Source organism: Sporomusa termitida (genome assembly GCF_007641255.1).
GTDB classification, from domain to species: Bacteria; Bacillota; Negativicutes; order Sporomusales; family Sporomusaceae; genus Sporomusa; species Sporomusa termitida.
Genome location: NZ_CP036260.1, coordinates 28,743 through 40,386, shown reverse-complemented (window position 1 = coordinate 40,386; position 11,644 = coordinate 28,743). Strand labels below are relative to the sequence as shown.

General features: G+C 47.8%; 14 protein-coding genes, 2 pseudogenes and 3 riboswitches. Of the genes and pseudogenes, 5 read left to right on the top strand and 11 right to left on the bottom strand.

The genetic code is table 11. From position 1 onward, the window contains the following. Positions 1-32: 32 nt before the first annotated feature. Together SPTER_RS24085 and SPTER_RS24080 are read right to left on the bottom strand one after the other, a co-directional pair. A complete protein-coding gene (locus SPTER_RS24085; protein ID WP_144353106.1) occupies positions 33-476 on the bottom strand; it encodes an OmpH/Skp family outer membrane protein in 444 nt (147 codons plus the stop codon). 199 nt (positions 477-675) lie between these two features. Then, a riboswitch (cobalamin riboswitch) is annotated at positions 676-858 on the bottom strand. A gap of 273 nt (positions 859-1,131) precedes the next feature. Then, positions 1,132-1,319: riboswitch (cobalamin riboswitch) on the bottom strand. A gap of 287 nt (positions 1,320-1,606) precedes the next feature. Then, positions 1,607-1,788, bottom strand: a riboswitch (cobalamin riboswitch). Between the two features lie 119 nt (positions 1,789-1,907). After that, a complete protein-coding gene (locus SPTER_RS24080) occupies positions 1,908-2,255 on the bottom strand; it encodes a hypothetical protein (protein ID WP_144353105.1) in 348 nt (115 codons plus the stop codon). 53 nt (positions 2,256-2,308) lie between these two features. Between SPTER_RS24080 and SPTER_RS26025 the strand changes: the two genes are divergently transcribed. The 3 genes from SPTER_RS26025 to SPTER_RS24070 all read left to right on the top strand — a co-directional run bounded on the left by SPTER_RS26025 (position 2,309) and on the right by SPTER_RS24070 (position 3,032). Then, entirely contained in the window at positions 2,309-2,626 is a 318-nt protein-coding gene (locus tag SPTER_RS26025; protein ID WP_144353104.1) for an SDR family NAD(P)-dependent oxidoreductase, read from the top strand. 32 nt (positions 2,627-2,658) lie between these two features. Further along, positions 2,659-2,781: a hypothetical protein gene (locus tag SPTER_RS25775; protein WP_281289533.1), complete on the top strand. Its 123-nt coding sequence runs from the start codon at positions 2,659-2,661 to the stop codon at positions 2,779-2,781. A gap of 71 nt (positions 2,782-2,852) precedes the next feature. Next, positions 2,853-3,032, top strand: coding sequence for a helix-turn-helix domain-containing protein (locus tag SPTER_RS24070; RefSeq protein WP_144353103.1), 180 nt, complete (start codon positions 2,853-2,855; stop codon positions 3,030-3,032). Positions 3,033-3,090: 58 nt separating this feature from the next. On the opposite strand, the pseudogene SPTER_RS24065 reads toward SPTER_RS24070, so the two are convergent. The 5 genes and pseudogenes from SPTER_RS24065 to SPTER_RS24040 form a co-directional block, all read right to left on the bottom strand. Continuing rightward, positions 3,091-4,233 (bottom strand): annotated as a pseudogene (locus SPTER_RS24065) (IS3 family transposase). 579 nt (positions 4,234-4,812) lie between these two features. Then, the gene (locus SPTER_RS24055) at positions 4,813-5,133 is read right to left on the bottom strand and encodes a TfoX/Sxy family protein (RefSeq protein ID WP_144353102.1); all 321 of its coding nucleotides are present in this window, start codon (positions 5,131-5,133) and stop codon (positions 4,813-4,815) included. Positions 5,134-5,135: 2 nt separating this feature from the next. Then, entirely contained in the window at positions 5,136-5,444 is a 309-nt protein-coding gene (locus tag SPTER_RS24050) for a carboxymuconolactone decarboxylase family protein (RefSeq protein ID WP_144353101.1), read from the bottom strand. Between the two features lie 26 nt (positions 5,445-5,470). Then, the gene (locus tag SPTER_RS25805; RefSeq protein WP_144353100.1) at positions 5,471-5,677 is read right to left on the bottom strand and encodes a GrpB family protein; all 207 of its coding nucleotides are present in this window, start codon (positions 5,675-5,677) and stop codon (positions 5,471-5,473) included. A 30-nt stretch (positions 5,678-5,707) separates the two neighbouring features. Then, positions 5,708-6,511 carry a penicillin-binding transpeptidase domain-containing protein gene (locus SPTER_RS24040; protein ID WP_246105656.1) on the bottom strand — a complete coding sequence of 268 codons (804 nt, stop codon included), beginning with the start codon at positions 6,509-6,511 and terminating at the stop codon, positions 5,708-5,710. A 621-nt stretch (positions 6,512-7,132) separates the two neighbouring features. Here SPTER_RS24040 and SPTER_RS24035 point away from each other — a divergent pair. After that, complete coding sequence (locus SPTER_RS24035; protein WP_144353172.1) at positions 7,133-9,280, top strand: TonB-dependent receptor domain-containing protein; 2,148 nt, start codon at positions 7,133-7,135, stop codon at positions 9,278-9,280. A 321-nt stretch (positions 9,281-9,601) separates the two neighbouring features. On the opposite strand, the gene SPTER_RS24030 is transcribed toward SPTER_RS24035, so the two are convergent. From SPTER_RS24030 to SPTER_RS24015, 4 genes are all read right to left on the bottom strand, one after another. Then, a complete protein-coding gene (locus tag SPTER_RS24030) occupies positions 9,602-9,820 on the bottom strand; it encodes an IS3 family transposase (RefSeq protein ID WP_246105658.1) in 219 nt (72 codons plus the stop codon). Positions 9,821-9,828: 8 nt separating this feature from the next. Further along, positions 9,829-10,188 (bottom strand): DDE-type integrase/transposase/recombinase, encoded by a 360-nt coding sequence (locus tag SPTER_RS24025; protein ID WP_144353098.1) that lies wholly within the window; start codon positions 10,186-10,188, stop codon positions 9,829-9,831. Continuing rightward, positions 10,185-10,313, bottom strand: coding sequence for a helix-turn-helix domain-containing protein (locus SPTER_RS26020; protein ID WP_425474379.1), 129 nt, complete (start codon positions 10,311-10,313; stop codon positions 10,185-10,187). Before SPTER_RS26020 ends, SPTER_RS24025 begins: the two co-directional genes overlap by 4 nt. A 176-nt stretch (positions 10,314-10,489) precedes the next feature. Further along, the gene (locus SPTER_RS24015) at positions 10,490-11,179 is read right to left on the bottom strand and encodes a helix-turn-helix domain-containing protein (RefSeq protein ID WP_170233414.1); all 690 of its coding nucleotides are present in this window, start codon (positions 11,177-11,179) and stop codon (positions 10,490-10,492) included. A 105-nt stretch (positions 11,180-11,284) separates the two neighbouring features. On the opposite strand from SPTER_RS24015, the pseudogene SPTER_RS24010 reads away from it, so the two are divergent. Next, positions 11,285-11,641 (top strand): annotated as a pseudogene (locus SPTER_RS24010) (transposase); the annotation flags it as partial. Positions 11,642-11,644: the final 3 nt, after the last annotated feature.

Genomic DNA, 11,644 nt, shown 5'->3' with positions numbered 1-11,644 from the left:
CTGTCCACAAGAAGGGATGTTTCTTACTTTATCTATTGTGTTGCTTGTTTCACTTTGGCTATAGCGTCGGCCGTGATGTCCGTACCGCCGTAAACTATAGTGGCGGCATCCAGAACTGCTGTCAGGCCCTTTTCCTCAGCGACGGCCTTAATGGACGCTTCGATTTTGTCGCCCACGGGTTTCATCAGTTCGTCTTCCCGCTGAGCCTGTTGCCGGGACAGCTTATCGCTGTACGCCTGTTTTTTCGCCGGCGGCAGGTCTTTGGCATTGGCGTCGTAGTCTATCTGGGCCTCGGCCCGCATGGCCTGGATGCGGTTCAGGAGGTCCTGGATGCCGGGGTAACCGGCAAAGACCTGCTGTCTGTCGACATAGCCGACGGGTTGCTCGTTTTTAGCCTTAGCGGCCAGCGCCGACGCGGGCATCAGTAGTCCGAATACGAACAATGCGGTAACAATGATTCCTAATAATCTGTTCATTTTTTCCTCAACTTAATATCTTTGAAATGTTTGCATACAGGTACAAGCAATGCTTGTACGCCGGTAAAACTTGACATATAACCGAAATCCCGGCGAATAATACCGAATAAAAAAACTCCCTTATTGGGAGTGCTTACGCGAACCGACCGAATTGGTCTTGGTTTTCACATAATCTCCTCCCTGTCACTCGCAGGTATAATGGCGATTGCTGGATAAGGCAGTTCTCCTGACTCCGGTTCATAGCTCTCTTGCACCTTCCCAGGACGTACGTCCCAGTGGCAATTTCGCAAGCTTGCTCTCCGTTACAGTGGCGGGACCGCGCCGGCTTTTCACCGGTCTTCCCTATTAAGTCCTTGCGGACACCTATCCCTACGTTATGCTGTTGTCGTCCCCTGTGTAATCATATGTTTCCTTCAGGATAATATGACTCTTTTGTCCATTTTACTACTGGCTTTTTCCCGTTCCTCTGGCGAAAACATCTGCGTGTCCGGCTCAATCCGTCATATTACTTATTACAGGCATGCTCCTTTCCTCTTAGTCTTCATACCAAACTCCAGATAGTAATCTTCTTCCCTCCTTTTTCGGTAACGATTTGTCTTGTGTAAAGATAAAGCTCACACAAGACAAGATCTTCTCCCTGTTCATCGCAGGTCAAGCGAAGATGTCGGCACAGGCAGTTCTCCTGACTTCAGATCATCATCAGTCCGCCTTCCCAGAATGTTTATCGCATTCCAGTGGCATTCGTTAGACTGACTTCCCGTTACAGTGGCGGGACCGTGTTGGTTTTGCACCAAACTTCCCTATTAAGCCTTCTAAAAAGGCACCTGTACCCGCATGGATTCTGATTGTTCGTTCTATGTTTGTGGGTCCGTTCCCATCGCGTCTATGCTATAACAGCTACTGAAGCTTGTACCTCGTAAAAAATCACGAAAATCCGCTTTCGGCTATTGCTGCTGTCTGTTTTAATCTATGTATATATAAATTATTGGTCTGGTTGTCCAGCTTTGTCAAAATACAAAGAAGCCCCTCTGCGATGATAGCATCAGAGCGGCTTCTTTTACCCCGGCGAATCTGCCGGATAAAATGCAATAACTGGCATCGGAATCCCCTCCCTATCGCTCGCAGGTCAAACGGTGATTGTCATACAGGCAGTTCTCCTGGCTCTGGATCATCGCTCCACCAACCCTTCCCAGAAACCTTTGTTCCCAGTGGCATTCATGGCTTTGCTCCCCATTACAGTGGCGGGACCGCGCCGGTCTTTAACCGGCTTTTCTGTTAGGCCCTTGCGGGCACCTGTACCAAATTTGATTCATATTCTACTTTTTTATAAGAATTTCCTTAATCTTTCGTTAATTCGATAATAGCATTGGTGGATTTTTTTGTCAATGGATAACGGTATGTATACAACGATAGTGGCTTTGGGGTCAGGCCTCACACTTCACACAAATTGTTGCTAATCTTTTCTGCCAGGCGCTTCAGTTCATCTCTGTCAACGACTTTGTTGTACCCTCTAATAATCTCGCTCATGCTTAGGGATAGCATCTTAGTCAACTCTGTTTTTGTCATTACTCCCATCCGAACGGCTACGTAGATGAGGATATTTATCGCCGCTACCACGCGACGATCATGTCTTTCATGCATGATCTGTTCTTTATTGATCTCGCTGACTGATGCTACTGTTGCTAATATTTCATCAAAAGTAACGGACGGGGCTTCTGGCGCCTCGGATGTTTCGGTTGTCTCCGGCTTCGAATATATATGCTCAGACCATACTATCATATTACCATTAGTGTGAATAGTGAGGCCTGACCCCGAAAGTCTGGATTGACATTATGGTTTCTACGGTAGGTGGTGGTGAGTACAAGTCTATCCTTGAGTCTACACCTGATTTTTGGAAAAAGGAGTTTAAACTCAACTTCGAATCAGTTTTTAATTGCTTCCATGCGGTGCTACCATCCATGGTAAAACAAAACCATGGTCGATTGCTTTGTTTCCTTTCAACAACAGGTGGACTACCCGGACTATCAGCATACGGAGCTTCAAAGGCTGCTTGCAAAAGTCTGTTAGAATCAATTACTGCAGAACATGCAAAAGATCACATAACTGCAAACGGTATATTCCCGGCTTTGTTCCCACTTCACTTTCTTTAAAAGCTTTTGATCATCCTGGCGGAACTGAGAAATTGGAAAAAGTTATGGCCAGCCTGCCTTTAGGGGACGCTAATACAGTAGGAAATGTAGCAAGAACTGCATTAAACATTCTTGAAGACGATAGATGTACAGGTCAGGTTTTGGTTTTAAAATAGATTCATCTTAGTGCTGTATTACAATAAATCTACAGTACTCAAACAAACGGGATATAGGAGAGTGTAACCCGTTGAGGAAAAAAGATAAAGACAAGTATTTCGCCGTCTACGCGGAAATCGGCAGAAGAGTTTCATATTACCGCCATCTGCGCGGATTAAGTCAAGAGGAACTCGCGGCAAAGGTTGATATTAGCACAAGTCATTTAAGTAAAATTGAAGCACCGAATACTGCGGCGTCCCCCGTTCAATAGACAGAAAAAGCACAAGGATAACATAGTTTTTCACAGGATAGCTTACTATTTCGCTGATTTAAGCAGCCATAGCCAACAAATAGTACTCTTCGGGAGTTCGGTATCCATTGGTGGCATGAATTCGTTGCCGGTTATAAAAGATTTCCACATATTCAAATACGGCGGCCCTGGCCTGTTCGCGGGTACCGTTGCCCGATCAGCCATTCATATTTCATCTTGCCCCAAAATGCCTCCATTGGTGCGTTGTCCCAACAGTTGCCCTTCCTGGACATGCTGCAAATAAATCCGCGCTCTTTGAGTACATCCTGATAATCCTTAGAGCAATACTGGCTGCCACGATCGGAGTGAATGAGTACGCCGTGGGGCGGCCGAGCTCGCTTGCAGACACTGTCTAACGCCTGCATGACCAGTTCTTTGGTCATCCGCTCACTCATGGATAATCCGACCACTCTTTGCCCGCATAGGTCAATGATGGCAGCCACGTACAGCCAGCCTTCCTCCGTCCATAGATAGGTGATGTCACTGACCATTTTTTGATTGGGCCTGGAGGCTGTAAACTCACGGTTTAACAGGTTTTCGGCAACGGCAAGGGCATGTTTCGAATTCGTAGTGGCCTTGAATATTTTGGCTGTTTTAGAGTGAATGCCCGCCTGCTTCATCAGGCGTTCTATCCGCTTATGATTTACTCTCAGACCCTTACGGCGCAACTCTTGATAGATTTTACGGCAACCATAAACATGGCGTTTCGTTTGATGAAGTTGCTCAATCTGCGCCAAGATGGCCTCGTTTTCTAAGTCCCTTTGGCTTTTCGGGCGATTTTCCCATGCATAGTAGCCACTGCGGGATACCCCCAGCACTTTGCACAGCTTCTCCACCCGATAGGTTTGGCGGTTAGCTTTGATAAATTTGAACCGTTTTATTTCTGGTTCTTCGCGAAGTACGCTGCCGCCTTTTTTAAAATCTCGTTTTCCTCCCGCAGGTCACGATTTTCTCGTTCTAGCTTTCTTAGCCGCTCATCGTCTGGACTGAGCTTGCCGCTGCCGGGAAAAGGGGCATTAGGTTTTTCCCGATACTTTTTCAACCACCCATGAAGCGTATTCTCATTGATCCCTAACTCGGCTGCCACTTTGGATACCGGCCTACCGGTCGCTTCTACTCTTTTCACCGCTTGCAGTTTAAACTCGGCGCTAAACTGTTTCACCATTTTCATTCCCCTCTCTGATTCCAGTATACTACGCGTTTCTACTGTCCATCAAAGGGGGGACGGGGCATACACCCATCAGCTTTTCACTTGATATACTTCTCGTGATTGCCGATGGTCTGGATGTCCATATTGCAGCATTCTTTAATCCACCTGAATTATTTAATCCTTTTATAAAGAATACTGACAATAGTTAGCCAGCCGACCGGTATAGTCGGTTTTAATTTTTATAAACGCCGCCCCAGGCCTTACTGAAAAAGCCTCCTTACGTGCTGGATAACGAAAAAGCGGTTCCCGCCCCAAGGCTTACTGCCGGATTGACCGAGCGAAGCTTTGCGGTGGGAACCACTTTTTTATAGGACGCCGACAAGTTAAGAATACTAATAAAAGCAATAACAGGTAACCCGCCGGTAGCTAGTGTCTTGACCACATTATCTTTTTAGTTTGCTGACGGCCAAAATGGCAAATGGCGGCGTCAGCCCCTACTAGCAGACCCCTGCCAGTAGCATCGTCGGTGCTTCCTTCCCTTTACCATTTCGCCCTAAAACTAAATTATAACATGCCAAGACACCAGGAGTGTTAATTAACTTTCTTTCTAAGTTTTGGCAATGGCGTAACCGGCTCAAGAATTGCAATCGCTTGCTTGCTGAGTTTTGCATTGTCGATGTCCAGCACATAGTGCTCCTTTGCCCCGTCATAAGGGTACCCTTTATCGGCTTCCTGCATCGTTTCGTCCAAGCACGGAAGAATTTTTACAAACACAGTATTATCGCAGACAAGTAAAATCGGTTTATCGTTTACATAGACCATATACTCCCCGAACATCTTTCTGTAACGGATTTCTCCCGCACCGGCGATCTGGTCGCAGACATATTCAATAAAATCGATAGTACTGGCCATTCTTACCCCTCGTCAAACGCTGCCACCGCAATAGGCAACGCCTGTATCACGATATTCCCGGTTGCAGGCAGCCCCACCAAAACGGCGCTGATGATTTCCTCCCGGGTCGCGCCCAGAGACTTTGCCATTTTTACATGGAAAGGCAGGCCGCCCTCAAGGCGAACTGCAGCCAGCACCGCAATATAAACGAGTTCTTCAGTCTTTTTGTCAAGGGCACTTGCTTTATCGAGTGTCTGCACAAACTCCATCCAAGCGCCCTGTACTTTTGGAGCCTCTTTTGAGAAGGCTTCAAAGGATTTACTTACCTTCATGGTTTTTCTCCCTTCATCCTGTTCACTTATTTTCTTGGGGTTATATCTATCGCATATTCTGCTTTTGCTTGCATTGTGTATTTTAAGATAAACGATTTTTTCGCTTCCGTATAGCCGTCTCGCTCATGCTCATAGATTTTTAGCAGGAGCATTTTTAGCCCGTATTCCGAGGCAGTCTCCGGATGTGCGATTAAAAAGTCGCAAGCCAGTTTTATGGGGAAATTCCCTTTCAATGTTTGGTCATAGTTACTCTGCTGTGGGTATTATAAAATCCCAAGGTCTTTTAAAATGGCCTTTGATATTTCCCTGGCCTTACCGCCAGTAGCTCCATCCGGCGCCTGAATATTAACGGCAAAGAAATACCGGTTTCCTGGTTTTTCTACACAGCCGACAAACCAGCCGAGCTTTTGTTCTCCATCTTCCAAACCGGAACCGGTCTTGCCCAGCAAGCGTATCCCATTGTTTTCCGACACCGTGATATTCCGCTTGACTACTTCTATATTATCTGGCGAAAACGGCAATGTACCGGCATATAATCTGCGCAAAAGCTCCACTTGCTCGCGCGCTGAAATCTGGAGCGAGGAACGCAGCCAGAAGGTAGTAAGTCCACCGGAAATATCCCGGTTGCCGTATTCAATCGTATCGAGATAGTCCTGCATTCTCTTGTCGCCAATGCGAGAGGCGAGTTCCTGGAAGTACCAGACTACTGAATCCCGAGTGGCGGCTGCGAGTGTTTGATCACGGTTCCATGCCGGGAACGAATACTTTTTTCCATTCCACGGAAACAATGTATACACGTCTTCAATATCTAAAACACCCGTTTCCAGGCCAATCAGCGAATTGTAGATTTTGAATGTGGAACACGGTGACAAGCGGATTGTGCTTTGCGGTTCGTTAAACACGGTGTATTGGTCTTGCGCTTCATCATACATAATAAACGTACCAGTAATTCCTGGAGCATACTTCTCAAAGTCGCGGCGCTCCACAAAATTAGCCGCATTCACACTGGCTGTAGCACTAAGAAAAAAAAGAGCCACAGCAAATAAAGCCAAAAATACTCTTTTCACTCTAAACTCATCCCAAAAATTTCTATAAATCCCAGCAAACTTAGTATAGCATTGTCTAAAATATTCGTCCAGTCAACCTAGTTTTCGCTCCGTATTTCAGCACTACCCTATCGCCTCTATCAACTGATAAGGAGCGGACAGCCAGCCATAGAGCGGTATCCGTTGGTTGTGTTACCTAACAAAATGAAAAGTTGCGTTTTCCTCATTTTGCCACTATAATTGTAAATGATAAATATAATCATTATCATTTACAATTATTTTTATATGCCGTGATTCTAAAACTTACCGCCCGCTTTTGCCGCCGGATTATCCAGTTCTACTACCATTAATATAACACAACGAACCGTGTTACATTCAGCGTGCCTCCTGTTTGCTTAGTGCCGTCACAGCGCTGGGAACCTGTTATTCTTCCCGGTCCGGCCGGAATGTGAGACAAACAGTGCATAGATCATGTTCAAGGAGTGTGGAATCAGCCAAATGGAGAAAAGCAAACAATCCCCTGTTTTGTTTAAGGCAGACTCAACGCTGAGAGAGAGAAAAAAGGAGTGGGTTCGGCAGGTCCGGTTAAAGCCGGATATTGGCGTGCTGGGAGATGCTTGCAGAAACGAAAGGAGTTATCTTATGAAAACGGGGAAGAAGTGGCGAAAAATCAAACTCACATTACTGAGTTTCGTCCTTATGGCCGCATTGAGCCTGCCGGCATATGCCGCCGAGGAGGAAATCATCTATCAGTTGGACGAAGTGGTGGTAACTGCCTCTGGCTTCGAACAGAATATTATCGATGCGCCGGCCAGCATCACGATAATTACCAAGGAGGAACTGAACCGGCGCGGCTACTCCGACCTGGCCGAGGCAATCGGCGACGTGGAAGGGGTGGACGTGCTTAGCGGCACTGGAAAAACCGGCGGCCTGGATATCAGAATCCGCGGCATGGACAGCGAATATACTCTGATCATGGTGGACGGCATCCGCCAGAACGGGACCACCGACGTGACCCCTAACGGCTTTGGCGCAATGAACACCAGCTTCATGCCGCCGCTGGCGGCCATTGAGCGCATCGAAATCATCCGCGGCCCGATGTCGACCCTATACGGGTCTGATGCAATGGGAGGCGTGGTGAACATTATCACCAAAAAGGTGGCCGACGATTGGAGCGGCTCCGTTACGCTCGACCATACCTTCCAGGAAAATACCGATTTCGGCGATATATCCCGTTTCTCGTTCTATACCAGTGGGCCGCTGACCAAAGATAAAACGGGTCTGGCCCTGCGCGGCAGCATCCTCCGGCGGGAAGCCTCCCTGGTTGAATCTTCCTCGACCGGCATCGACCTGTCGAAACGGGGACCCAATCCGGTCAAACGGGATGTCTACAATCTGGGCGGCCGCTTCACCTGGCGGCAGGATAACAATAACAGCTTCTGGCTGGACGCCGAGACGGCCAAACAGAAATACGACAACAGCGCAGGCCAATTGGGGACGCTGGGCAGTTCAGGCGGTTATGCCGATGAACTTCGCTATGAGCGTCAGAAAGTGACGCTGGGCAGTGAAAATAAGGTATCCTTCGGCACCTGGACTACCAGCCTGTCCTATAATCAGACCGAAACCAAGGGACGGCTGATCCCGGCATCGGCTGTTCCCTCCGGTTCGCCCTATATAGGCATTCCGCGCGAATTAAAAAATTCCAACTGGATTCTGGACACCAAACTGGTCGCTCCCATGGGCGAAAACCATAAACTGATCGTTGGCGGGCAGTACTGGGATGCGACGATGGAAGACGGACTGGTGATGGTGAGCCCCGGCGGCGGCAAATTCAAGCAGGAAAGCACGTCTTTCTTCGCCGAAGATGAATGGCGGCTAAAGGATTCATTATCGCTGACCTACGGCGGACGCTATGAACATACCGATTCGTTCAGCGGCCACTTCAGCCCCCGGACCTATCTGGTCTGGCAGGCCAAGGAAGGCTGGACGGTAAAAGGCGGCGTCAGCACCGGCTATAAGACGCCGAAACTGTCGCAGCTGCATGACGGACTCAGCGGAGTTTCCGGTCAGGGAACCGTCCTGCTTATAGGGAATCCTAACCTTAAACCGGAAGAAAGCACCAATACCGAACTGGGCGTTCACTATCAAAACAATAGCGGCTTCAGTTCCAGCGCCACAATGTTTCACAACCGCTATACCAATAAAATTTCAGGCTATAGCATTGATGCTAATACATCAAGTTACACAAACGTCGGCAAGGCCAAAACGCAAGGGCTTGAACTGAGCACCGTCCTTCCTTTGTGGAATGAAGACTGGTCGCTGAATATGAACTATACATACACCCACAATGAGCAACTGGGGGGAAACGATGACGGCGCCCGCCTGACCAATGTACCGGTGCACATGGCCAACGCACGGCTGAACTACCGGCTCAACGACCGGACCGCCACCTGGCTGAAAGCGGAATACCGCGACAAGACCGCACGCTTCACCCAAAAATACGATAATCTTTCCGCTGCCAATAAAGCGGTCCATGACGCCTTGGGCGGTTACTTCAAATCCTATACCTTACTTAACCTGGGCGGTTCTTATAAAGTATCGAAGGATGTGACGCTCAATTTAGGGATTAACAACCTGACGGACAAGGATTTTACCGCCACGCATGTGATCAGCTATGGCAGCGGCAGCAGCACCACCACCGCCGGCGACTATTTCACCAGCGGACAGACGACCACCGGGTACGTGGTCTCGGGCCGCAACTACTGGATGTCGGTCAACGTCACCTTCTAAGCATCTAGGCAGGCAATAATCCCTTATTCTTCATTAACATGCGCATCATGATGCGCAGAATTTTCTAACGATTCATCACCACACCGTATTGGTTTTTTACATCAACTTTATAGTGGGACAGCCACTCATCCCCCATCCCCTGTATTTCATACTTCCATTATAAGGGGCTGTCGCGCTAAGAGAGCGCCCCAAAAAACAAAAGACGGCAAACCGGCACTTCATTAAGTTGAAGTGCCCCCTGTCAAGTAGACCGAGCAAAAAAAAGAAAAGCATGGTATTGAAAATGGATGCCCCAAGGCGTCCGTTTTCATTTTTACGGCACTATGCTGCAGCCAAGAGTAAAGCACGTAATTCCAGCGGCGCGAGGCCGCCCGGCTTTTCTTGGAAGCGTCTGTTGTTGTAAAAACGGATGTAGTCGTCAATCGCGTTTTTGAGGGTGTCATAGTCAAGGAATCTGTGAAGGTAATACATTTCGGCTTTCAAAGTGCCCCAAAACGCCTCCTTTGGGCCGTTGTCAATGCAGCGCCCAACGCGGGACATGCTCTGTATCATACCCTGAGCGTCAAGTTTTGCCTTGAATACTCTGTTCGTATACTGGAATCCCCGGTCACTATGAAACAGAGGTTTTGCGTTTGGTATTTTATGGCGGCTTCATCGAACGTGTCAAACACTAACTTGTTGTTATTGCTGTGGCCAATAGCATAGGAAACAATACTTTTATCTTTCAAGTCGAGAATCGCGCTGAGGTACATCTTTTCACTGTCCCCATATTTAAACTCTGTAACATCCGTAAGCCACTTTTCGTTGAGCTTTTCAGCAGTGAACTGACGGTTGAGGATATTCTCCGCCGTGATCTCCGGTGTGGATTTGACATAGTTGGGTTTCTTCCGGCGAATAACCGATTTCACCCCAGTGCTTTCATGACTCTATAAACGCGCTTTTTGTTGCAGTGCAGGTGAAACCGACGCTCTAAGTTGAGCTGCATCCGACGGTATCCGAATATCCCATTGGACTCTTGGTAGAGTACGCACATATAGTCAATCAACTCAGTATCCTTGGCTGCTTGTTCGCTGCTGCCGTCTCGGTGAAGCCATTTATAATAAGAGGAACGGTTCAGTTTGAGAATGGCGCAAAGCGCACGGATAGGATACCGCTTCTCTTCATGTACATTGCTTACCGCCAAATACTGATTCTCAAGCCGCACTAGGCTTAGTCCACACCTCGCCCCCTTTCGAGTGCCTCCATTTTTTTTAACAAGTCGTTCTCCATCTGAAGCCTCAGATTTTCAGCTTCTTTGAGCTTTAACTGCGCACGCAGTTTTTCAACCTCGCTCATAGAAGCTTCCTCTTTGCATTTGCCACGGCGATCAACGAGGCCCTCAGGACCATCGTTTTCGTATTTCCTGACCCATCCATAAATTTGCTGATAGGACACACTGTAGCGTTCAATGGCCTTCCCGTAGTCCTTATTGTTGGCTATGCAATAGCTGACAATCTCAATGCGTTCCTCTATTGTCGTCTTGCGGCTTTTTACCATGTAGATCGAACCCCCACTATTTGGCTGCTTGAAGTCTTCATGGTCATTATACCGCTTGATCCACTTCTGTAAAATAGCATCGCAGCTAATATCGTATCGTCTACAAATATCCCTCAGGGAACCCTGCCCAGATTGATACGCCATTACCGCTTCTTTCTTAATTTCTGGTGCGTATTTGCGCCATCGCTCAGACGGAATTAAACCGTCAACTCCCCGTGTTTCATACAATCGTGTCCATTCTCTCAATCGGTATTTCTTAATCCCATATTTTTGCGCTATCTCACTCGGACCTATTTCCCCAGATAGATAGGCTCTGACCAATTCCACTTTCTTTTCCGATGGCAATTTCCCTTTATGGGGCATAAAATATGCTCCCCTTTCCATATACAGTGTTTTTTTATTTCCACTGTCTACTTTAAGGGGAGCATATCATAGCCGGAAGCCGTCTTTTGTTGTAAAATCAAATTTGTGAAAATCCAGAAATTACAACCAAATTATACAACAGACGGGAACATATATCAACTGGTCTTGCCGATGGATATCGGCGAACTCATCCCGGCAGACGATTCGGTACGGTTACTCAGCGCGATACTCGAAAGGATGGATTACAGCAAACTATACGCCGCGTACTCCCGCATGGGGAGAATCGAGAGGTCACCGAAGCGTCTGTTCAAAATCCTCGTCTACGGCTATATGAATGGCATCTATTCCAGCCGCAAACTCGAACAGGCCTGCCGTAGAGACATCAACTTTCTATACCTCTTAGGCCGGGCAAAAGCGCCCGATCATGCCACAATTGCCCGATTTCGCAGCGAGCGACTGACAGGC